18 protein-coding genes and 1 tRNA gene are annotated in these 22,672 nt (G+C 72.5%); 11 read left to right on the plus strand and 8 right to left on the minus strand.

What is annotated here, in order from left to right:
- Positions 1–54: 54 nt before the first annotated feature.
- From OG488_RS13060 to OG488_RS13075, 4 genes are all read right to left on the minus strand, one after another.
- A complete protein-coding gene (locus OG488_RS13060; protein WP_329228939.1) occupies positions 55–1,527 on the minus strand; it encodes an LAETG motif-containing sortase-dependent surface protein in 1,473 nt (490 codons plus the stop codon).
- A 188-nt stretch (positions 1,528–1,715) separates the two neighbouring features.
- A complete protein-coding gene (locus tag OG488_RS13065) occupies positions 1,716–2,141 on the minus strand; it encodes a single-stranded DNA-binding protein (protein WP_329228941.1) in 426 nt (141 codons plus the stop codon).
- A gap of 266 nt (positions 2,142–2,407) precedes the next feature.
- Positions 2,408–4,363, minus strand: coding sequence for a YfjP family GTPase (locus tag OG488_RS13070; RefSeq protein WP_329228943.1), 1,956 nt, complete (start codon positions 4,361–4,363; stop codon positions 2,408–2,410).
- Complete coding sequence (locus OG488_RS13075; RefSeq protein WP_329228944.1) at positions 4,360–6,003, minus strand: dynamin family protein; 1,644 nt, start codon at positions 6,001–6,003, stop codon at positions 4,360–4,362. Before OG488_RS13075 ends, OG488_RS13070 begins: the two co-directional genes overlap by 4 nt.
- Positions 6,004–6,321: 318 nt before the next feature.
- Between OG488_RS13075 and OG488_RS13080 the strand changes: the two genes are divergently transcribed.
- Positions 6,322–6,394 (plus strand) — tRNA-Arg (locus OG488_RS13080).
- Between the two features lie 149 nt (positions 6,395–6,543).
- Here the strand turns inward: OG488_RS13080 and OG488_RS13085 are convergent.
- On the minus strand, positions 6,544–7,140 hold the full coding sequence (locus OG488_RS13085; protein WP_329228946.1) for an NADPH-dependent FMN reductase: 597 nt from the start codon (positions 7,138–7,140) through the stop codon (positions 6,544–6,546).
- A gap of 111 nt (positions 7,141–7,251) precedes the next feature.
- Between OG488_RS13085 and OG488_RS13090 the strand changes: the two genes are divergently transcribed.
- From OG488_RS13090 to OG488_RS13135, 10 genes are all read left to right on the plus strand, one after another.
- Positions 7,252–8,091 carry a helix-turn-helix domain-containing protein gene (locus OG488_RS13090; RefSeq protein WP_329228948.1) on the plus strand — a complete coding sequence of 280 codons (840 nt, stop codon included), beginning with the start codon at positions 7,252–7,254 and terminating at the stop codon, positions 8,089–8,091.
- Between the two features lie 211 nt (positions 8,092–8,302).
- Positions 8,303–9,577: a phosphoribosyltransferase family protein gene (locus OG488_RS13095; RefSeq protein WP_329228950.1), complete on the plus strand. Its 1,275-nt coding sequence runs from the start codon at positions 8,303–8,305 to the stop codon at positions 9,575–9,577.
- 137 nt (positions 9,578–9,714) lie between these two features.
- Positions 9,715–11,451, plus strand: a complete 1,737-nt coding sequence (locus OG488_RS13100; protein ID WP_329238610.1) for a serine/threonine-protein kinase — start codon at positions 9,715–9,717, stop codon at positions 11,449–11,451.
- 26 nt (positions 11,452–11,477) lie between these two features.
- Entirely contained in the window at positions 11,478–12,617 is a 1,140-nt protein-coding gene (locus OG488_RS13105) for an FHA domain-containing protein (RefSeq protein WP_329228951.1), read from the plus strand.
- Positions 12,618–12,744: 127 nt separating this feature from the next.
- On the plus strand, positions 12,745–13,311 hold the full coding sequence (locus OG488_RS13110; RefSeq protein ID WP_329228953.1) for a GNAT family N-acetyltransferase: 567 nt from the start codon (positions 12,745–12,747) through the stop codon (positions 13,309–13,311).
- 271 nt (positions 13,312–13,582) lie between these two features.
- Positions 13,583–15,106 (plus strand): sugar ABC transporter ATP-binding protein, encoded by a 1,524-nt coding sequence (locus tag OG488_RS13115; protein WP_329228955.1) that lies wholly within the window; start codon positions 13,583–13,585, stop codon positions 15,104–15,106.
- Positions 15,103–16,155, plus strand: a complete 1,053-nt coding sequence (locus OG488_RS13120; protein WP_329228957.1) for an ABC transporter permease — start codon at positions 15,103–15,105, stop codon at positions 16,153–16,155. The genes OG488_RS13115 and OG488_RS13120 overlap by 4 nt, the downstream gene beginning before the upstream one ends.
- On the plus strand, positions 16,139–17,191 hold the full coding sequence (locus OG488_RS13125; protein ID WP_329228958.1) for an ABC transporter permease: 1,053 nt from the start codon (positions 16,139–16,141) through the stop codon (positions 17,189–17,191). Before OG488_RS13120 ends, OG488_RS13125 begins: the two co-directional genes overlap by 17 nt.
- 35 nt (positions 17,192–17,226) lie before the next feature.
- Complete coding sequence (gene rhaS, locus OG488_RS13130) at positions 17,227–18,312, plus strand: rhamnose ABC transporter substrate-binding protein (protein WP_329228960.1); 1,086 nt, start codon at positions 17,227–17,229, stop codon at positions 18,310–18,312.
- A 17-nt stretch (positions 18,313–18,329) separates the two neighbouring features.
- Positions 18,330–18,644, plus strand: coding sequence for an L-rhamnose mutarotase (locus tag OG488_RS13135; RefSeq protein ID WP_329228962.1), 315 nt, complete (start codon positions 18,330–18,332; stop codon positions 18,642–18,644).
- Between the two features lie 104 nt (positions 18,645–18,748).
- Here the strand turns inward: OG488_RS13135 and OG488_RS13140 are convergent, their stop codons facing one another.
- The 3 genes from OG488_RS13140 to OG488_RS13150 all read right to left on the minus strand — a co-directional run bounded on the left by OG488_RS13140 (position 18,749) and on the right by OG488_RS13150 (position 22,651).
- A complete protein-coding gene (locus OG488_RS13140; RefSeq protein ID WP_329228963.1) occupies positions 18,749–19,942 on the minus strand; it encodes a wHTH domain-containing protein in 1,194 nt (397 codons plus the stop codon).
- Between the two features lie 55 nt (positions 19,943–19,997).
- On the minus strand, positions 19,998–20,963 hold the full coding sequence (locus tag OG488_RS13145) for an STM4015 family protein (protein WP_329228965.1): 966 nt from the start codon (positions 20,961–20,963) through the stop codon (positions 19,998–20,000).
- A 107-nt stretch (positions 20,964–21,070) separates the two neighbouring features.
- Positions 21,071–22,651 (minus strand): vWA domain-containing protein, encoded by a 1,581-nt coding sequence (locus tag OG488_RS13150; protein ID WP_329238613.1) that lies wholly within the window; start codon positions 22,649–22,651, stop codon positions 21,071–21,073.
- Positions 22,652–22,672 lie beyond the last annotated feature (21 nt).

Genomic DNA, 22,672 nt, shown 5'->3' on the forward strand with positions numbered 1-22,672 from the left:
CGGGGGTCCGTACCAGGCACTTCACCGGCGCATTCCCGCTGCGCCTGTGCTCAGTCACTCACCGCTGGTCTGCGTCTTCTTCCGGCGGAGGAAGAAGACCGCGCCGCCGCCGAGGACGACGAGGGCGATCGCGACACCCGCGATGACGGGGGTGGCGCTGGAGCCGCCGGTCGCGGCGAGGTCACCCTCGGTGGCGGGGGTGCTCACGGCGGGCGTGGGCTCGGAGCCGGTCTGCGTGGTCACGTCGTCACCCGGGGCGGGGGTGCCTGCGGTCTCGCAGTCCAGGACGCCCTTGAAGTTCTTGCTGAAGCCGCCGGGGCCGGTGATCGTGAAGTCGTAGGCCTCGTCCTCGCCGACCGGGACGGTCACCGTGCGGGTCTCGCCGGCCGGGATGGTGTGCTCGGTGCCGGCGAGCTCGAAGGTGAACGCCTCGTCACCGGTGTTGCTCGCGGTGATGTCGACGCCGCCCTTGGCGCAGTTCTTCTCCGCGGTCACCGCCGGGACGGCGCCCTTCTCGGCCCAGGTGGCGGTCGCCGTCGCGGAGACGGTGGACTCGCTGGAGCCGGCGAGGATCATCGTCTGGCTCTTGATCAGCCCGGCGAAGACCCGGCCCACGGGCACGGAGGTCGAGGCCTGGACGGAGAACGAGGCGGAGCCGTCGGTGGCGTCCTCGGGGACGGAGAAGTACAGGTCGGTGCCGTCGGCGGCCTCGGTGACGGGCTTGCCGGCCTTGTCGGTGACCTGGACCCCGCTGGCGGCGGCGTCGGCGGGCGGTGCCACCGAGACCTGGCCGGCGTCGGTGTGGACGGTGATCGGACCCAGCTGCTCACCGGCCTTGCCGGAGACAGCGGCCGGGGACAGCTCCACGGACGCCTTGGGCTCCGCGACGTTCTGGGCGTTCGCCTCCAGCCAGTCGGCGAGCTTCTCGGCGTCCGCGTCCTTGGCCGTCACGTCGGCCTTGTCCGAGAAGCGCCAGATCGCGACCTGGGTGCCGGCGGCGGCGGTCTTCTCGTCGAGAGGACCGGTACCGGCCTTCTCGGCGAGCGCCGCGAAGTCGTTGACCTGCGGGTAGGAGTGCTGCAGGATCCAGCGCACCTTGCCGGCGTCCGGGTTGGCGCCGAGCGAAGACTGGTCCCAGGGGGTCTCCAGGTACTTCGCGTCGTCCTTGGTGGGCGTGTGGAAGTCGATGCAGTACGTCTGGATGGTGCCGCCGCCGTCGACCTTCATCTCGAACAGGCCGGCGGGCAGCTCCTGGGGCTTGTTGCCCTCACCGGTGTTGAGCTCGGCGGTGCCGTAGGTCTTCAGACCGTCCAGTACGGCCACCGCACCACCCTGGTGCTGACCGTTCTCGTCCGCCGGCGCGGCCGTGGCGGCCGTCGCTCCGACGATCGTTCCCGCAGCGACCAGCCCGGTGGCCAGCACCGCGGCGGCCGTCCTGACGAGACCGCGGCCGTGGCCCTTGCTCCGGCCCCCTGGGGAGCCCCCCGTCGCCGACGACGACGTGGATGCTGAAGACACAGAAAACACAGAATTCCCCTCCGGGCGAGACCTTCACGCTTGAGGCGCGTGTGGGAGGTGTCTCGCCAGCAAACTCAAGTGCCGCATGAGTACGGGGGAATCGTAAGGAGCGAGCGAAGGGGAATCCCCCTTCATGCCGTCACATAAGCATTCCGACTCGTAATCGTTATCGCTCTGTTCGGCGCGCCCCCTCCGCTTCAGGACATCGATACCATTTCCGTGGCCGGTTTCTGACGATGCGTAGGCGCCGTCAGCGTGGGATCGGCTCTGGCCACCCGCCGGAACGCGGCCGTTCCCCTGGTCAGGTCGTGCCCGACGGCCACGGCCTCGATGTCCACGGAGGTCCTCCACACCCCGTCCCGCTCCTCCTCACGCACCTTCAGGCGGCCGTGTACGACGAGCGGCTCCCCTACCGAGACCGATCCGGACAGATTTGCCGCGAGTGTCCGCCGGGCCCACACGGTGTAGAAACCGGTACGCCCGTCCGTCCAGATCTGCTGCTCCCGGTCCCACCGCCGGGGCGTCACCGCCAGACGGAGTCTGGCCGTCGATCCGGTCGCCGTCTCCCGGAAGTCCACCGGTGTCGCGACGTTTCCCACCAGCGTCACCAAGGTCTCGTTCATTTCCCGTCCCCCCGATTCCCTGCCACATTCCGTACGCTTTCCGTCCCGCGGCCCTCCTGCACCGGTGCGGTGCGAAGAGGCGCGATCCGGTACGCCTGTCTGTCTCCTCGGGCGCCCTTCCGGTCATGGGCGCCCTTCCTGTCCCCGGGCGTCCGCCCGATCCCGGGCGCCCTGCCGATCCGAGGCGTCCTGCCGGAGCAGGGCGCCGTCCGATCCGCTGCGCACCATCCTGGACGGGAACCGGGAATCCCGCCGAGGCCTGTGGACTACCCGCTGGTTGTGGACAACTCCGTCACCGCCACGTAGCGCTCCCGCACCTCGCGGTAGCGCGCCAGCTCCGCCGCCACCGGGTCGAGGACCCTGGCCCGGCCGCAGCCGGACGCCGCCTCGCGGAGCCGCCGCTCGGCCTCCTGCCCGTACCTGCGCGCGGGCCCTCGTGCCGCTGCCGCGCACGACCACTCGACGAGCGGGCCGCCGATCACCCCGGCCAGCATGAGCAGGGCCGGGACGAGCAGGCCGGGCTCGATCACGCCCACGATCTGCCCGAGCAGCCACAGCCCGCCGAAGATCTGGAGCAGCGTCATCGAGGCCTGTGCGAACACCGCCGCCGGCCACCACGCCGGGCGCGGCGGCCTGGCGGCACGGTTCCCCCGCCCCCCGGCGGCGGGAGAAGCGGCGGTGTCCGGCAGACCGGAACCGCGCCTCCCCGAGCCCGTGGCCGGGCCCTTCCCGCCCGCTCCCACCGCGGTGGATCCGGTGTCCCCGGCCCTCCCGCGCCCCCGGCCGGGGGCTCCCGCCTGGGCGTTCCGCGCGAGTTCGTCGAGCGCCTCCGGCAGCCCCTTCGCCCCGTTCACCGCCGCTTCCCGTACGGCCTGCGCCCACGGTGCGGGCAGTCCGTCCACCGCGTCGTCCGACAGCTTCCGGACGGCCTGCTCCACCCGCTGCCGGGCGGTGAGCTCCTCCTCCGGCGGCGCGAGCGCCTGAGCCATCAGGTCGAGGCCGCCGAGCTGCCTGGTGGACTCGTACCAGCGCCACAGCCGCAGCCAGGGCGTCCCGCAGGCCCGTCCCGCGTTCCTGCGCCACTCGCGCTCCGCCGCCTGCCCGGCCGCGGCCGCGCCCACGGCTTCGGCGAGCCGGTCGGTGAACTGCTCGCGGGCCCGCTCGCCGAGCCCCGGCCGGCCCTCGGCGACGTACACCGGCCGGAGGCGGGCGGCGGCGGCGTCCACGTCGGCGGAGAGCCTGCGGGCGGCAGCCGTACGGGCCTGGACGAATCTGCCGAGCAGCTCGCGCAGGTCACCCACACCGGCCCCGCTGAGCGCGGACAGGGGCATGACGGTGACGCCGGGTTCGCCGTGCTCCCCCACCGCCATGCCGTCCTCGTCGAGCAGCCGGCGCAGATCGTCCAGGACCAGGTCGGCGGCCTCACCGGAGAGCCGGTCGATCTGGTTGAGCACGACGAAGGAGACCTCGGCGTGCCCGGCCAGCGGTCGCAGATAGCGTTCGTGCAGGGCCGCGTCGGCGTACTTCTCCGGGTCGACGACCCAGATCACCGCGTCGACCAGGGCGAGCACCCGGTCCACCTGCTCCCGGTGGCCCGTCGCCGCCGAGTCGTGGTCGGGCAGGTCCACCAGGACGAGCCCCTGGAGCGCCTCGTCCGTGGCCGTGCCGCCCTGCACCGGCCTGCGCCGCAGTCGGCCGGGGACGGCCAGCCGGTCGAGCAGCCCGGCGGCGCCGTCGGTCCAGCTGCAGGCGATCGGGGCCGAGGTGGTCGGCCTGCGCAGTCCGGTGTCGGAGATCTGGACGCCGGCGAGCGCGTTGAAGAGGGTGGACTTCCCGCTGCCGGTGGCTCCCGCGACGGCGACGACCGTGTGCCGGGAGGAGAGCCGCTGGCGGGCCGACGCCTCGTCGAGCACGCGCCCCGCCTCGGCGAGGGTGTCCCCGTCCAGCCGGGCGCGGGAGAGTCCGACCAGCTCGCGCAGCGCGTCCAGTCGTGGCCGCAGCGGGCTGCCGGGCAGTCCGTACGCCTCGACCTGGGGCCCGGGCTCGTCCTGCGGGTCGGGCTCGCCCCGGGGAGGCAGCTCGTCCTGGGCCGCGTCGGCGGCACGGCGGGCGATCAGCCCGTCGTCCCAGCGCCGCTCCTCCTCCCGGGGGTCCTCCGGGCCGTCGCGCTCCGGTTCCGGCCCCGGTCCGTGGTCCCGGCCCTGGTCAGTGACGGCAGTCATCGCTGCCACCTCTCCTTCTGCAGTACGGACAGCGCGGCGATGAGTGCGGCCTGCGGCTCGGGGGCGACTTCGAGCGCGTCCAGCGGGGCGAGCCGCCGGTCGCGCTCGCCGTGCACGACCTGGTCCAGGCAGCCGGTGAGCAGGGCCCCGCCCTTGTCGCGGAGCCGCAGCGCCCCCTGGGCGCCGATCCGCTCGGCGAGCTGCTCCCCTGCGCCCCGGGCACGGCGTCCGCCGAGGAGGACGGCGGCGAGCAGCGCCGCCACCGTCTCGGCGTCGGGCGCGGCGTTGCGTTCGAGCAGCCGCGTCTCCTCCTCGGCCAGTTCCTCCAGGACCCGACGCCAGCGGCGTACGGCCATGCCGATCCGGCCCTGGATGTCCTCGGCCGGCCCCCATCCGCCGGCCTCCCGGCCGGCGTCCTCGAAGCGGAAGATCCCGGCGGCGGGCTCGCGCTGCCACGTGGTGCGGATCTGCTCGTCGGACGACGCCACGGCACACTGCAGCAGGGCCGCCAGGCTCTCCACGAGGGCGTCCAGCAGCTCTCCCGCGGTGCTGTAGAGCGGGTAACCGCGCCACCGGGTGCGGGCACCCCCCGCGAGCACCGCGCCGTCCCGGAGGCGCCGCCGCACGCGCGCCAGCTCCTTCCCGTACGCCTCCTCGACCACCCCGGTCAGCCGCACGGCCGCCGCGTACTGCGCGGCCACCGCCCCGGCGAGCTCGGGCATCCGCACGTTGAGCGAGTCGATGACCCCGGACGCCGTGCGCCCGACGGCCTGCTGACGGGCCGCCGGGTCCTGCGCCCGGTGCGTGAGCCAGGCGCGCAGGGGCGCGACGGCGGTGGTGGGCAGCAGTCCGCTGCCGCCGCCCGCGGACTCGGGCAGCTCCGGGATGGTGAAGCGGGGCACCTCACCCAGGCCGGCCCGGGTGAGCAGGGCCGCGTACTGCCGGGACACCTCGCCGATCACCTGGTGCGGCACCCGGTCCAGGACGATGACCAGGGAGGCGTCGTACTCCTTGGCGGTGCGCAGCAGATGCCACGGCACGGCGTCGGCGTACCGGGACGCGGTGGTCACCATGACCCATACGTCGGCGGCGCAGATGAGCTCGGCGGCCAGGACCCTGTTCCGTACGACGAGCGAGTCGATGTCGGGGGCGTCCAGGAGGGCCAGCCCCCGGGGGAGGGTCGCGGCGGTCTCCACCCGCAGCACGGTGTCGTCCCGCTCGCCGTCGGCGCCGAGGTGGTCGAGCCCGTCCGGGTCCGGGACCTGCCCCGGAGGCAGCCACACGCGGGTGAGCTGCGGGAGCACCCGCACCCCGGCGAACCAGTGGTGGTCGTCCGGGTGGCAGACGAGTACGGGCGTGCGCGTCGTCGGGCGCAGCACACCGGCCTCACTGACCCGGCACCCCACCAGCGAATTGACGAGCGTCGACTTGCCCGCGCCGGTGGATCCCCCGATGACCGCGAGCAGCGGCGCCTCGGGATCCTTGAGCCGGGGTACGAGGTAGTCGTCGAGCTGGGCGAGGAGTTCGGTCCGCGTCTGCCGGGCGCGCGGGGCGCCCGGCAGCGGAAGTGGAAGACGCACGGCAGCGACACGGTCGCGCAGGGCGGAAAGTGCGTCGATGAGCTGGGGCCGTACGTCCATGGTTACCACATGTGAAGAATGCCCAATTTTGACGCCTTTTTGAAGCGTATAGGCCTCTCTGCGCGGCGGATCCACCCCGGGGGACAGAGGGGACGAGTGGGGCGCAGGCATAACGAGTGCACAACACCCGGGGCGTGAGGCGCGAAAAGCGATGCAGGAATCGCACCCACCTGCGATTATCGGTTCGCTTCACCGAACCTCCACATCGTGCCACGCAGGTGAAGCAACCGGGACGAGGTGATCGGAGCCCTATCCTTGTCCCGGCAAGGTCACGGATGGCTTGAACCAGCGCCCTCCGGGACACCAGGCCGGCACCCGGCCCCCGTAGCTCAGTGGATAGAGCAGGCGCCTTCTAAGCGCTTGGCCGCAGGTTCGAGTCCTGCCGGGGGCGCACAACGCGCACCACTGTGAGGCCCTCCGAACCGGGGGGCCTTTCCCGTGGGTCACAGCACGGTAGCGAGGGCCGCGTAGCGAGCGCGTAAGCGCCGGACCCGCCCCGTGGTCAGGACGGGGAGAGCCCGGCGCCGTACGGCTGCCGCGTCACGCCGGGTAGGGCTCCGCCTCTCGCGCCGTCCGCAGGGCACCCGCCCACCAGGCCAGCTGCTCGAGCAGCGTCTTGGCGTACCCGGGGGCCGCGGCGTCGAGGGGGCGGCCGTTCTCCCACGCCGTGAAGTAGTTCGGGAAGGCGAGGCCGTCCCGGATCGTCACGGCGTGCAGCTCGGTCAGCACGTTCTCCAGGTGCAGCACAGCGTGCCGGCCGCCTGCCGCGCCGCCGTAGCTGACGAAGGCGACGGGCTTGGCCGTCCACTGGGTGAAGTGCCAGTCGATGGCCGCCTTCAGCGAGGCGGGATAGCTGTGGTTGTACTCGGGCGACACCACGATGAAGGCGTCGGCACCCTCCAGGGCGGCCGTCAACGCCGCCATCCCGGCCGGACGGGGGTAGTCGGCCCCCGCGTACTTCGGTGATTCCGCCGGAAGCTCCAACGGGATGTCGGTATCGGCCAGATCGACGACCTCCACGTCGAAGGCGCCGTGGCCGTAAGCCTGTTCGGCGACCCAGGAGGCCACGACCGGGCCGAACCGCCCCTCCCGGACGCTTCCGACGAGGATCACCAGCTTGTGCCTGTTGTTGTCCATGCCCACACGATCGGACCGCGCCCCGGCTCCAGCCAGACCGTGCTCAGACCGGCCCCCGCAGGGCCACCCTGAGCCCTCGGCGCGCCGCGGGCCGCGCCCTATCCTCGAAGCATGGGGACGCCGTTGGGGGATTTCATCCGGGCCAAGCGTGACAGCATCCAGCCGCGGTCGCTGGGACTGCCGGACCACGGCCGCCGCAGGGCACCGGGGCTGAGGCGCTCGGACCTCGCCGGCCGGGCCGGGATCAGCGTGGAATACCTGACCCGCCTGGAACAGGGCCGGGACCGCAACCCTTCGGTCGCGGTGGTGAACGCGGTCGCGGACGCGCTCAGCCTCTCCCCCTCGGAACGCGGCCATCTGCGCTACCTCACGAAGATCAGCGGCGGCGAGTGCACCGCCCACGCCGAGCCCGCGCCACCGGCCCGCGAGATCCGTCCGCCGGTCCTGGAGACCCTCCGCCTCCTGGAGCCCGGCATCGCCATGGTGACCAACCGGCTGGGCGACGTCCTCGCCCGCACCAGTGCGTACGAGTCCGTCACGAGCGGGACCGGGCTGCTCGACGACGACTCCCCGAACCTCACGCGCTACGTCTTCACCGACCCCCGCGCCCGGACGTTCTTCGCCGACTGGGAGGAGATCGCGGACGAGCAGGCCTTCGACCTGTGGCACGCCCCGTCCGTCGAGAGCTCCGAGTGGTTCACCGCGGAGCTCGCCCCCGTGGCCGGCGCCGAATTCACCCGCCGTCTGCACGCTCACGCGGTTCCCCGTCGCGGCCCTCTGCGCCTCAACCATCCGTCCGGGTGTGAACTCCGCCTGCTCCGCGAGACGCTCGATCTCTCCGCCGACTCCCAGCAGCTGGTCGTCCTCCTGCCCCTGGACGAGGCCACGGCCCAGGCCGTGGACCGCCTCCGCGGCCTGCCACCGCACGGCCGGCTCCGGGCCCTCTCCTGACGCCCACGGGTCCGGCCGTCCCCCGACACCAGGACCGCACCCTCGCCGGCACCGTGGCCGCCGTCGCCGCCGCCGTCGCCGTCGATCAGGCACGCCGGTTAGTACCGCGGGACCGGCCGTCCCGACTTGCCGATCCGGTGCACATGGGATTGTTTCGAAGGTGGGGATGTACGCGTGTTACGCCCCTCTCTCCTCCCGGAGGTGAACCACCGTGCTGTTCACCGACCGCACGGACGCCGGGCGCCGGCTCGCCCAGGCGCTCGGCCACCTGGAGTCGCGCCGGCCCGTCGTCCTGGGGCTGCCCCGCGGGGGTGTCCCGGTCGCGTTCGAGGTGGCTCGGGAGCTCGGCGCCCCGCTCGATGTGATCGTGGTCCGCAAGCTCGGGGTGCCGTCCCATCCGGAGCTTGGGTTCGGTGCCATCGGCGAGGGCGGGGTGCGGGTCATCAGCGACGAGATCGTCCGCCACGCAGGGGTCCGCGAGAAGGATCTCCTGTCCGTCGAGCGCGCCGAGGAGGCGGAGCTCCTCCGCCGGGCCCGGGCGTACCGGGAGGGGCGGCCGCGTCTGCCGCTGAAGGGGCGGTCGGTCGTCGTGGTGGACGACGGGGTCGCCACCGGGGCGACGGCGAGGGCCGCCTGCCGGGTGGTGCGGGCGCAGGGCGCCGCCCATGTCGTCCTGGCCGTGCCCGTCGCGTCGCCGGACACCGCCGCCCGGCTGCGTGAGGACGTCGACGAGGTCGTGTGCCTCGCCACGCCGAGCCTCTTCTCCGCCGTGGGCGAGTGGTACACGGACTTCTCCCAGACCTCCGACGAGGAGGTCGTCGCCCTGTTGGCGCGGGCCTCGGGCGGCGCCGTCACGGCCGAGGACGTCGAGGTGGACGCGGGCGGGGTCCCGCTCGCCGGGGACCTCGCGCTGCCCGCGGACGCGGGAGCGGTCGTGGTGTTCGCCCACGGCTCGGGCAGCAGCCGCCACAGCCCGCGCAACCGCGCCGTGGCCGCGGCCCTGAACCGCGCCGGCCTGGGCACCCTCCTCTTCGACCTGCTCACGCCCGGCGAGGAGGTCTACCGCGCGAACGTCTTCGACATCGGGCTGCTCGCCGGGCGGCTGGCCGACACCACCCGCTGGCTGAGGAACCGCGTGGACCTCCCGGTCGGCTCGTTCGGGGCGAGCACGGGGGCGGCGGCCGCGCTGAGGGCCGCCGCCGCGGCGGACTCGGGCATCGGCGCCGTGGTCTCCCGGGGCGGGCGTCCCGATCTGGCCGGTGCCGATCTGTCCGGCGTACGGGCGCCCACCCTGCTCGTCGTGGGCGGCGACGACACCACCGTGATCGACCTCAACCGTCAGGCGCAGGCGGCGCTGCACTGCGAGAACCGGCTGGAGATCGTCCCCGGCGCCACGCATCTGTTCGAGGAGGCGGGCGCCCTGGACCGGGTCGCGGACCTCGCCCAGGACTGGTTCACAGCACACCTTTTTCCCGGTCAGCCGTAATCTCCCGGGACGCGCAGAAAGTGTGAACTCACTTTCACAAGAAGTGATTTGACAGGCCATCGGCTGTCGTAGGCTCCCGTTCGGGCATTTTTTGCAGGGACGAGCAGGGGAGGCTCCCCATCAGCACCGACGGCGACATCTTCAGACCTCTCGGGCCCCAGGATCCGCGCGAGACCGCCGGTTACCGGCTCCTCGCCCGCATCGGCGAGGGAGGGATGGGCACCGTCTACCTGTCGCACACACGGGGCGGGCAGGCCGTGGCCCTGAAGCTCATCCGGCAGGAGTTCGGTGACGACCCCGAATTCCGCCGCCGGTTCGAACAGGAGGTGCAGGCCGCCCGCCGGGTCCAGGGGTACCACCTCGTCCCCGTCGTCGACCACGACACCTCGGGACCGCTGCCCTGGCTGGCGTCCGCCTACGTCCCCGGAGTGGCGCTCCACACCGCGCTGGAGACGTACGGACCGCTGCCGATCCCGGCGGTGTTCCAGCTCGTCGGCTGCACCGCGCAGGCCCTGGCCGCGATCCACGCCGCCGGGGTCGTGCACCGGGACCTCAAGCCCGGCAACATCCTGCTGGGCCCGGCGGGACCGTGCGTCATCGACTTCGGCATCGCCCGCGCGGCCGACGCCACCCAGCTCACCCGCAGCGGCGGCCTGATCGGCACCCCGCAGTTCATGTCGCCGGAGCACGCGCTCGGTGACGCCGTCGGCCCCGCCACCGATGTCTTCTCGCTCGGGCTGATCGCGGCCCTCGCCGCCACCGGACGGCACCCGTACGGGGAGGGCGGTGCCATCACCATCGCCGCCCAGATCGCCAACACCTCGCACCGGCCGCCCCGGCTGGACGGGTATCCGGAGGCGCTGCACCCCCTCCTGGAGCGCTGTCTGACCGCCGCGCCCGAGGACCGCGCCACCCCGGCCGAGCTGGCCGGGCTGTGCGAGCGGGCCGCGGGCCGCTCGCTGCGCGACTTCGGCGGCTGGCTGCCACCGGCGCTCACCGCGGAGATCGCCCGCCGGGAGCAGGCCTCCCGGCAGCAGCCGCCCGCCCCCGCCCAGGGGACCGGCCAGGGCACCGCGGGGACCGGCTGGGGCGCCACCGTGCCCCCCTCCTCCGGCACGGCCGGCGGGCAGCCCGCACCGTCCGGCACCTGGACGCCGGCCTCGCCGGGTACCGCGCCCCGGCCCCCCGCCACGGCCCCGCCCGGCCCCACGCCGCCCGCCGCTCCGGCCCGCCGCCTGCCGCGCGCCCTGCTCGTGGCCGGCGCGGTGGTCGCCCTCGTCCTCGCGGTCACGGTGACCTGGATGATCGCGCGCCCCGACGACGACGCCAAGGGCGCCGGTACCACGGCTGGGCCCACCAAGGCAGCGCAGACGGGCGGAGGTTCGCCCTCGAAGAAGGAGGAGGGCGGATCGGCCGCGCCGGAGGCCGGGGCCACGTACACGGAGGTCTTCGCGGACAAGCCGCTGACGATCCGGGCGCCCGCCTACGGCACCGGCACCCACGTGGACCTGGATGCGCCGAAGCTGTTCCCGAACGGCATGATCGGCGAGAAGGAGGACCTGGAGATGACCTATCAGGACTGGTCCAACGACGACCTGCAGTTCCTCACCCCCATGGGCAGGAGCACGGGCACCAGTCCGCAGGAGTGCCGGGACGGCGCGGACACCGACACCCTGCCGTCGAGCGTCCTGTCGGAGGACCTGACGTCGGGCGAGGTCATCGCCAAGGGCACGATCCTCTGCACGGTGACGGCCGAGGGCTCACTCGCGATGCTGGAGATCACCGACGTCCTGCCGAACTCGGTCAAGGGCGAGCTGGCCAACGAGCTGCCGGACTTCGTGACGAAGCTGACCCTCTGGAAGATCGACGAGTAGCGTCCTGCCGCGCGGAGGGTGACCCGATGGACGACCACTTGACCACGGACTTCAACGAGGCGTGCTTCCTCGTGGACCTGTCCAACGTGGTGCGCGACCGGCGGCTCGGGGAGCCCGGCGCGCGCTCCCTTCGGCGGCTGCGCCTGCTCGTCGACGCCGCGAAGGAGCTGGCCCGCGACCCGGACGTCAAGCTCTATCTGGTGGCCGACAGGAGCCTGCGGCACGGCGGACGGCGGGAGTTCAGCGACCTGGGGGACATCCGGCAGCTCGGCAGCTGGGTCCGGCGCGGACTCGTCGAGGAGCTGCCCGACGCGGACGACCGGCTGCTGGAGCTCTGCGAGCTGACGGGCATCCCCGTCATCACGGGCGACCGCTTCCGCGGCGCCCGCGGCGAACGCCCCTGGCTCCAGGGCAACACGGACGACTTCCTGGAGCCGCTCCCGGGCCCGGGCGGCACCGTGCGCCTCGCTCCCGTCGACATGGGCCTCGCGCACGCCTCGGCCATCTCCATGAAGCTGGAGGAGGACGTCCTCAAGAAGCAGGGGCTGCTGGACACCCACCGCCGGCCCCGCTTCGACGTGGTGTCCCGCAACTGGCGGTGCGAGGAACGGCGCTGCACGCTGTACGACACCACCAAGGGCTCCGCGGCCCTGCTCCCCAGGATGCGCGGGACCGCCCCGACCTGCGAGATGCACGGCGGTGTCCTCGTCGACGACGGTCCGCGCACGGCGACGGTCCAGCTGAAGCTGCTGCTGGACGGGGAGCTGAAGGCCAGGTTCACCCTGGAGAACGGCACCACGGTGCCGGTCGGGCGGGCACCCGGGCCGGGCGGCATCGCGCTCCACGGCCTGGTCCCTCCCGGGCGGACCACCGGCCTGAGCCGCGTCCATCTGACCCTGCGGATCAGTGACGGCCTCGTCCACGTCCTGGACCGGAGCAGTTACGGCACCACCCGGCTGCGTTCCACGGCGGGGCGTGGCGGCCCCGGCCGCTGGCGCGGTCTCGGCGCGGCGGAGGAACGCTTCGGCGGCGGGGACGAACTCCTGCTGGTGGAGGGCGTGGTGCTGGCCCGCAGCGGGCGCCGGTTCCCGACCGAGCTGGCACAGGAGTGGCAGCGGCGGAGGCCGCTCCCGCCCGGAGCCGCAGAGGTGACCAGGATGCACTGACCCCGGTGACGGCAGTGGTCGCACCCTGCGCGGGCGCCGACGCCGTGGGTCGGGCGGCCCCCTGAGGCGCCGCAGGTGTGCGTCCTATCCTGTGCGGATCGGTCCAGGGACGGGGAGTGGTGCGGTCATGCGGGTCCGACTGGTCGGGAGCGGGAGCCTTCCGGCGTACGCCGACGGGATCCGGCGGGTCTACGCCGACGTGTTCTCGGCGCCGCCGTGGAACGAGGACCGCTCGGCGGGCGCGCGGTACACCGAGCGGCTCGCCGCCGACGCCGGACGCCCGGGGTTCACCGCCGCGCTGGCCCTCGACGGGGACACGGTGAGCGGCTTCGCGACCGCCTGGACCACGCCCCGCGCCTTCCCCTCCGACCGGAGCTACGGGCATGTCGCCGAGGCCTTGGGGCCCGGCCGCACCGAGACGTGGCTCAGCGGGGCCTTGGAGGTCGACGAACTGGCGGTCACCCCGGACGCGCGCGGCACCGGGCTCGGCGCGGAACTGCTGGCGGCGGTCACCCGGGCCGCCCCGGACGGACGGTGCTGGCTGCTCACGTCCGCGGGTGCGGAGGCGACGCTGCGCTTCTACCGGCGCGCGGGCTGGCACCGGGTCCCGGTGCCCGTGCCCGGCCGGGCGGGACTGGTCGTCCTCCTCGGGCCGGAGCATCCGGCGGTCGCCGGACCCACCCCCGGCCCCTGAGGCGGGAGCTCCTGGTGCGCACCTGTGAGAGGCGCGGTGCGTGGCCGTTGCATGAATCGATTCAAAAAGCGGGAAGATAGTGGGCCTCCCCGAACACTGTCAAGACCACCTCCCCATTCCCCCCATGCAGTCCGCACATCCGCCCGCTTCCTGGAACTTCTCGGCATCAACCCATTGACTGTGCCCGCAATCCCCGTTTAGCTTCCGAGCAACCTCATTGAAACCTTTCACGGCGGGTGGAGCGGAACAGTCCCACCGCTGAGGAGCTCCCATGAACCAGTCCGCCCCGGACCCGGCCCCGGTCCTGGCCCTGAAGGGCGTGAGCAAGTCCTTCGGTGCCGTACGGGCCCTGCAGGACGTGTCCCTGCGGTTGTTCCCCGGCGAGGCGCACGCACTCGCGGGGGAGAACGGCGCCGGCAAATCGACCCTGATCAAGGCCCTCGCCGGGGTGCACCGCCCGGACAGCGGCGAGGTGCTCCTCGACGGTGAGCCCGTCGTCTTCCACGGCCCGGCGGACGCACGGGACGCCGGCATCGCCGTCATCTACCAGGAGCCGACGCTCTTCCCCGACCTGTCCATCGCGGAGAACATCTTCATGGGCCGCCAGCCCCGGCGGTCCCTGGGCCGGATCGACCGCAGGGCCGTCCACGAGACCACCGCAGCCCTCATGCGCAGGCTCGGCGTCGACCTGGCACCGGACCGGCCCGCCCGCGGACTCTCGATCGCCGACCAGCAGATCGTGGAGATCGCCAAGGCGCTCTCCTTCGACGCGCGCGTCCTGATCATGGACGAGCCCACCGCCGCCCTGACCGGCAGCGAGACCGCCAGGCTCTTCTCCGTCGTCCGGACGCTGCGCTCCGAGGGCGCGGCGGTGCTGTTCATCTCGCACCGCCTCGACGAGATCTTCGAACTGTGCCAGCGCGTCACGACCCTGCGCGACGGCCGGTGGATCTCCTCGGAGCCACTGGAGGGTCTCACCGAGGACGACCTGGTGCGCAGGATGGTCGGCCGTGACCTCGACGACCTCTACCCCAAGCAGGACGCCGAGGTCGGCGAGGTCGCCCTCTCGGTGCACCGGCTGACCCGCGAGGGCGTCTTCCGCGACGTGTCCTTCGACGTCCGCCGCGGCGAGATCGTCGCCCTCGCCGGACTCGTCGGCGCCGGGCGCACGGAGGTCGCCCAGGCGGTCTTCGGCGTCGACCGCCCCGACGCGGGCGAGGTGAAGGTGGCGGGCACGGTGCTGCGCCCCGGTTCACCGACCGCCGCGATGGACGCCGGGCTCGCGCTGGTGCCCGAGGACCGGCGCCAGCGCGGACTGGTCATGGATATGTCGATCGAGCGCAACATCGGCCTGACCGGCCTGACCGAGGTCCGTAAGCGCGGGCTCGTCAGCAGGGCCCTGGAGCACGACCGGGCCGCCGACTGGGCGGTGCGGCTCCAGCTCAAGTACAACCGGCTGGCCGACACCGTGGGCGTGCTCTCCGGCGGCAACCAGCAGAAGGTCGTCCTCGCGAAGTGGCTGGCGACCGGCCCCGCCGTGCTGATCGTCGACGAACCGACCCGCGGGATCGACGTCGGCACCAAGGCGGAGGTGCACCGGCTGCTCTCCTTGCTCGCGGCGGACGGCCTCGCCGTACTGATGATCTCCTCCGACCTCCCCGAGGTCATCGGCATGGCCGACCGGGTGCTCGTGATGCACGAGGGCCGGCTCGTCGCCGAGATCCCGCGCGCGGGCGCCACCGAGGAGTCGGTCATGGCCGCGGCCACCGGACGCAACGAGAGGGCAGCGGCATGACCACCACCATCGAGAGCCCTCCGGACACCGCGAAAGCGCCGGAGCGGAGTGCCTCCTCGCTCGTGGACGCGGTCTTCCGGGCGCGCGAGATCTCCATCGCGGGGGCCCTGGCCCTGCTGATCGTCGGCACCTACCTGGCCAATCCGCGCTTCCTGTCCGACCAGGGCGTCAAGGACCTGCTGCTCAACGCGTCGATCCTGGTGCTGCTCGCCGTCGGCCAGTCCGCCGTCGTGATCACGCGCAACATCGACCTGTCCGTCGGCTCCGTCGTCGGGCTGTCCGCCTTCGCCTGCGGCAAGTTCGTCGCCGGGAGCGACCACGGTGTGCTGACGGTGATGCTGCTCGGCATCGCCATCGGGATCGTCTGCGGGCTCGTCTCCGGCGCCCTCGTCAGCTTCGGCAAGGTCCCCGCGCTCGTCGTGACCCTGGGCATGCTCTACATCATCCAGGGCGTCGACTACTGGTGGGCGCAGGGCGAGCAGATCAGCGCCTCCGACGTGCCGGACGCGGTCCTGGGCCTCGGCAGCGGCAGCGTGCTGGGCATCCCGTACCTGCCGCTGATCGCGGTCGTCCTGCTCGCGGCGACGGCGTACTTCCTGCGCGGCTACCGCTCGGGGCGTGAGCTGTACGCCATCGGGTCGAGCCCCGAGGCCGCCCGCCTCGCCGGCATCCCGATCCGCCGCCGGGTGCTCGCCGCGTACGCCTTCTCCGGGGCCGTCGCCGGCTTCGCCGGTGCCCTGTGGCTGGCCCGCTTCGGCACGGTCGTCGCGGACAACGCGCACGGCTGGGAGCTGACCGTCGTCAGCGCCGTCGTCGTCGGCGGTGTCGCGATCACCGGCGGCACCGGCACCGTCTGGGGCGCCGCGCTCGGTGCCCTGCTGCTCACCACCATCGGCAGCGTCCTGGTCGTGCTCAAGGTGGACTCCTTCTGGCAGGGCGCCATCACCGGCGCGCTCCTCCTGCTGGCCATCAGCGTCGACCGGATCGTGAACCTGCGGATGACCGCCGCCCTGAGGAAGAGGAACGCCCGCCATGACCACGGCGCCTGACACGAAGACGGCCTCCGCACCGCGCGCCGTGACGAAACCCTCCCTCGTGCGCGCCCTGGCGCTGCGCTGGGACACCGCGGTCGGTGTCCTGCTGGTGGCGGTCCTCGTCGTCGGGCTGGGCACCACCGAGGGGTTCGGTTCGACCGAGAACCTCGCGTTCGCCTTCAACGACATCGCCGAGGTCGCCCTCATCGCCCTGCCGATGACCCTGCTGGTCGTCGCCGGACAGGTCGACCTGTCGGTCGCCTCCATGCTGGGCCTGGGCAGCGCGCTGACCGGCGCGCTGTGGGAGGCCGGCTGGGCCTTCGAGACGATCGTCCCGGTGGTGCTCCTGGTGGGCGTCGCGGGAGGCCTCCTCAACGGATGGCTGGTCACCAAGGTGGGGCTGCCGTCCCTGGCCGTCACCATCGGCACCCTGGCGCTCTACCGGGGCCTGGCGTCTGTGGCGCTCGGCAGCGACGCGGTGACGGACTTCCCTCAGGTCTACGCGGACTGGGCCGTGGACACCACGACCGTCCCCGGCACCTTCCTCACGTATCCCGTGCTGCTCTTCGTCGTCCTGGCCGCGGTCACCGCCGTGGTGCTGCACGCCACCGGGCTGGGCCGCTCCCTCTTCGCGATCGGCGCCCAGGAGGAGGCCGCGTACTTCGCCGGGATCCGGGTCAAGCGGATCAAGCTGCTGCTCTTCGTGGTCACCGGCCTGTTCTCCGCCTTCGCGGGGGTCGTCTTCACCCTCCGGTACGGAAGTGCCCGCGCGGACAACGGACTCGGCTTCGAGATGCTCGTCATCGCGTCCGTCCTGCTCGGCGGCATCGACTTCGACGGCGGCAAGGGCACGCTCTTCGGCGCGGTCGCCGGTGTCCTGCTGATCGGCCTGCTGAAGAACCTGCTCACGCTCAACGACATCGCCAACGAGGTGCAGGTCATCGTGACCGGGCTGCTGCTCGTGGCCTCCGTCCTGACCCCACGGGTCGTCGCCGCGGTCGTCGAACGACGGCACAGGCGGGCCGCGAACACCCCCGCGCCCCAGCAGTAGTCCCTCCTCCCCTTCTTCGAAAGGCACACGCCGCCATGATGCTCCGCAATGCCGCCGGGCGCCGCGCCGTCGCGACCGCAGCCACCGCCGTCTCCCTCGCCCTCGCCCTCACGGCCTGTTCCGGCACCACGAAGGACAGCGAGGACACCGGCGGCGCGAAGGCCGGCAGCTCGGCGAAGGCCGACCCGGACGCCCCGCTGAAGAAGGGGCTGAAGCTCGGTTTCCTGCCGAAGCAGATCAACAACCCGTACGAGAAGATCGTCGACGAGGCGGGCATCGCGGCGGCGAAGGAGTACGGCGGCACGGGCAAGGAGGTCGGCCCGTCCGACGCGAACGCGTCCTCGCAGGTCTCCTACATCAACACCCTGATCCAGCAGCGCCAGGACGCGATCCTCATCGCGGCGAACGACCCGAACGCGGTCTGCGGCCCGCTCAAGCAGGCCATGAAGAAGGACATCAAGGTTGTCGCGTACGACTCGGACACCGCGAAGGACTGCCGTCAGCTCTTCATCAACCAGGCCAGCTCCGAGGAGATCGGCCGCAGCCTGGTCCAGCACCTCGGCGAGCAGATCGGCTACAAGGGCAAGGTCGCGATCCTGTCGGCCACTCAGAACGCGACGAACCAGAACACCTGGATCGAGTACATGAAGGAGGAGCTGAAGCTCCCGAAGTACAAGGACATGAAGCTGGTCAAGGTGGCGTACGGCGACGACGCTGACCAGAAGTCCTTCCAGCAGACGCAGGGCCTCATGCAGGCCTACCCGGACCTCAAGGGCATCATCTCCCCCACGACGGTCGGCATCGCGGCGGCCGCGCGCTACCTGAGCGACTCCTCGTACAAGGGGAAGGTCGTGCTCAACGGGCTCGGCACGCCGAACCAGATGCGCAAGTACGTCAAGGACGGCACCGTCGAGCAGTTCTCGCTCTGGAACCCGGAGGAGCTCGGCTACCTCGGCTCGTACGCGGCCGCCGCGCTGGCGTCGGGGCAGATCACCGGCGCGGAGGGCGAGAAGTTCGAGGCGGGCAAGCTCGGCGAGTACACCGTCGGCAAGGACGGCGAGGTCATCCTGGGTGAGCCGACCGTCTTCGACTCCAAGAACATCGACACGTTCGACTTCTGACCGGGGGGAACGGCTCCATGCAGCGCGTCTGCTTTCTGCTGAAGGTCCGTGAGGACCGCAAGGACGAGTACCGCGAGCGCCATGCCGCGGTGTGGCCGGAGATGCTCGCCGCGCTGTCGGAAGCGGGCTGGCACAACTACTCGCTGTTCCTCCGCGAGGACGGCCTGCTGGTCGGCTACCTGGAGACGGAGGACTTCGACGCGGCCAGGGAGGCGATGGCGACGACCGAGGTCAACGCACGGTGGCAGCGGGAGATGGGTGAGTTCTTCGAGCAGTCGGAGGCCGCCGACGAGGCCATGGTCCCGCTGAGCGAGGTGTTCCACCTGGCCTGAGCCCGGCGCTGTCCGCCCTGGCTGCCGAGCGGCAGTCAGGGCGGACGTCATTTCAGGTGGTCTCTCCAGGACGTCCGCTCACGACGTCTCCTCACGACGTCTTCTCACGACGCGGCGAGAACCCCTCGTGTCTCCGGGTACTCCACCTCGTCGGGCAGTGTGTGGCCGAGGGCCGTCAGCCGCGCGGCGACGTCCGCCGGGCTCCGGCCCGTCAGTCCGGCGCTGCGCAGGACGTGCTCCAGGTGGACGCGGTCCAGGTACGAGCGGTCGACGGTCTCCAGCAGCCGGATGTCCGCCTCGTCGGCGGTCTCGGGCAGCTTCGCGTTCTCGTGCAGCGTGTGCCCCAGCTCGGCCAGCCGCGCGGTGATCGCGGCGGGGGTCCGCCCGGTGACGAGGGAGGCGCGCAGGATGTGCCCCATCCGCAGCCCGACGACGGTGTTCTTCACCAACCATGGTTCGCGGCCGTCGAGTTCCTCGCTGAGGAGGACGAAGTCGTCGTCCTGGGGGGACTCGGGCACCGTGCCGTCCGGCCGCCCGACCCCCAGCATCTTCAACCGGGCGACGATGTCCGAGGGACTGCGTCCCGTCTCCCGCGCGACGGCGAGGACGTGCCCGACGGGTGCCGACGAGTAGCGGCCGGGGTAGTGGGCGCGGTACGTGGTGGCGAACGTGAGGATCCGCTCGTCGTCCGGTTCGGGGGTGTACGGCAGCCGGAGGCCGAGCGCCGCGAGCCGCGCGGCGGCGGTCAGCGGACTGCAGGCCAGGTACGCGGCCACGTCGAGCACATGCGCGGCGGACGCCTCGTCGCCCCAGCCCAGCCAGTCTCCCTGTCCCCCGCGGGCTGTGCGGAGCAGCATGACGTCGCGGGGATTCGGCGTCCCGGGCAGCGGAGCGCTGCCCCCGAGCCGGTAGCCGAGTGCGGTCAGCCGGGTCGCGACATCGGCGGGTGAGCGCCTGGCGTGCCCCGCCGTCCCGACGATCTCGAGCAGGGAGACCGGCTCACCGACATCGATCCACTGCCGCAGGTACCTCTCGGACCCCTCCCTCTTGACCAGTGCGGCGTCCTCGATGTCCACGGAGGCGGGCCAGGGGGACCCGGAGTGCTGGACATCGGCGTACCCCAGGGTGACCAGCCGGGACACGACGTCGGCGGGGGCCCGCCCCGACACGGCCGCGGCGTACAGCACGTGCGCGTACGGCACCTGCCCGGCGGGGTCCAGCCAGGGGTGCCGGCCGTTCAGGTAGCGGCTGACGAGCAGGAGGTCGTCCGGGTCCTGGAACTCGGGGGCACGGGTCATCGTGGGTGCCTTTCGACGGCGGCGGAACGGGACGGTGGGAGAGCCGCGAGGACGGTCATTCGGCGACCGCGATGTACCTGCCGGGCTCCTCGGCCCAGTCGGGGTCGTCGTCCTCCTCCTCCTGGCGGTCGGTGAGGTTCACGCGCACCCCGTGCGGCTCCAGCCCGGTCCAGAGCCGCAGCATCATCTCCCTGCTCAGGAAGTGGTGCGAGAGGTCCAGCTCCCGCAGGTGGGTGAGCGGCTGCCCGCCCAGCAACGCCTCCGCCCCCTCGTCCCCGAACGTGCCCATCGACAGGCTCAGCGACCTCAGCCGGCCCACGACCGGCGCGGAGGCCAGCTCCGCGGCCAGCTCGTCCTGGATCGCGCTGTTCTGCAGCCCCAGGTGACGCAGCGCGGGCTTGCCCACGCCGGTGAACAGCGGGGCGAGGTCCTCGACCGTGGTGCCACCGCCGTAGTCCTCGTCGCCCAGCCACAGGTCCAGGCGCTCCAGCGCCGGCAGCTCGGCGGCGGCGATCCGGGCCGCCGCCGCGGGGGGCAGGCCGCCGGATTCGACGCGCAGCACCCGCAGCCCTTCGTGGCCCGTCAGGGGGAACTCCAGGCCCTCCCCGCCGCGCATGGCCAGCTCCCGCAGCCCGGGGAACGCATCGAGAAGGTCCGTGAGGTCCGTCAGCCCGATCGTGGAGATCATCGCCTCCTCGTCCTCCAGATCGCCGAGGAACACCGCTTCGAGCCCGCCCAACCGGGGCTGTAACGCCAGCAGTTCACCCAGGTCGCTCCCGCCGTCTCCGTCGAACCAGGGGCTGCCGAAGACCAGGGCCCGTATCTTCCCCAGGTCGACCGACTCGGTGAACCGCGTCCAGTACGAACCGGAGTCCTCGTCGGTCGCGTACGGACCGCAGTGGAGGCGCCAGGCGACGGCGGCCGCGTCGGGCAGATCCGCGGGGTCCGCGTACGGCGGGAAGGTGAAGACGGGCAGTCCGTGGAACTGCTCCACGTGCTCGACATGGTGGACATAGGACAAGGCGGCGCTCCTGACGGTCCGTTCGATGGCTGTGCGATGTTCTACCAGCAGCCACCGACAGGCCGGGCCCGGCAGAGGCGTTCCCTGCCGGGCCCGGCCTGTTCGTGTCAGCCGATCTCGCCCTCACCGCCGTCATCCTGCGGTCCGCCGCCGCCGCTCCTGATCCGGTCGGCCTGTTCGATCATCGTCGCGAGCTTCTCCACCGAGCTGTCCTCGGTGGAGGAGGCCAGCTTCCGCGCCCGGGAGGCGAGTTCACCGAGCGCGGGCGTCCCCGGCAGCTCGCCGCCGCGCAGGGTGTCCGCGAAGTAGGCGGCCACCGCCGTCACCTGGAGCCGTGCGCCGGCGCCGTCCCACAGCTTTCCGCCGATCGCGCCGGTCGCCACCGACCCGGTCTCCTCGTGCGCCTTCCGTGTCTTCGGGTCCAGCCAGCGCACCGTCGCCGTCGCCACGTGACCGGAGGCTCCCTCACGGAGCCGTACGGCGTAGAGAGCGGTCACGGTGTGGCCGGGGCCGACCTCGCCGCCGTCGACGCTGTCGTCACGGAAGTCCTCGTCGGCGACCTTGCGGTCCTCGTAGCCGATCAGCCGGAACTGCTCGACGGTCCTACGGTCGAACTCGACCTGGGCCTTGGCGTCACGGGCCCGGAGCTCGACGTGGGCGGGCAGCTGGTCGACGAAGACCTTCCTGGCCTGGGTCTCGTCGGCGATGTAGGTGGTGTTGCCGTCGCCCTTGTTGGTGAGGCGTTCCATCAGCGCGTCGCCGTAGTCGCTGCCGACCCCCACGCCGAACAGGGTGATGCCGTGCTCCTCGCGTGCGTCCCCGATCCGCTCCAGGATCGCGTCGGCGTCCGTCTCACCGGTGTTGGCGAGCGCGTCGGAGAGCAGGACGACCCGGTTGGTGGCGCCTTTGCGGTGGCCCTCGACCGCTTCCTCGTAGCCCCGCTCGACGCCGGCCGCCACGTTCGTGGAGTCGGCGGGCTCCATCGCCTCGACGGCGTCCCTGACCTTGGTGCGGTTGCCCCGGAGGCGAGTCATCGGCAGCCGGGTCTCGGCCTCGTCGCTGAAGGTGACCAGGGAGACGGAGTCGTCGTCGCGCAGTTCGTCGGTGAGGATGCCCAGCGAGGTCTTCGCCAGGTCGAGGCGGCCGGGTTCGGCCATCGATCCGGAGATGTCGACGACGAAGGTGAGGGCGGCGGGCGGGCGTTCGCCGGCGTCGGAGGCGGCCTTCGTGGCCAGCCCGACCCGTACGAGGGACCAGTCGGAGGCATCGGGCCGGGCGCCGTCGACGCTCACCGAGAAGCCGTTGCCCTTCGGCCGCTCGTAGCCCTGGCGGAAGCTGTTGACGAATTCCTCCGGGCGCACCGTGCCGGCGGCCGGCAGCTGCCCGTCGTCCAGGGTGCGGCGCGCGTATCCGTAGCTCGCGGTGTCCACGTCGAGGGCGAAGGTGGACAGGTAGTCGGGCGCCGCGCTCTCCCGCGCGAGGCCGTCCTCCGCCGCACTCGCCCCGTCCTCCCGCTGCCCCGGGGCGGCGGGGGCCGGGTTGCCCCCGGCCGGTCCGCCGCTGCCGGCGACACCGCGTTCGGCGGCGGAGTCGTTGGTCGTGCCCGATCCGCTGCACCCGGTCATCAGGACCCCGCCCGCCACCAGCAGTGCGAGCGCTCCCCTGTACGTCCTTGCCCTGCGTTCCATCCGTACCCCCCACGTCGTCGA

Source organism: Streptomyces sp. NBC_01460, from assembly GCF_036227405.1.
Classification (GTDB): Bacteria; Actinomycetota; Actinomycetes; order Streptomycetales; family Streptomycetaceae; genus Streptomyces.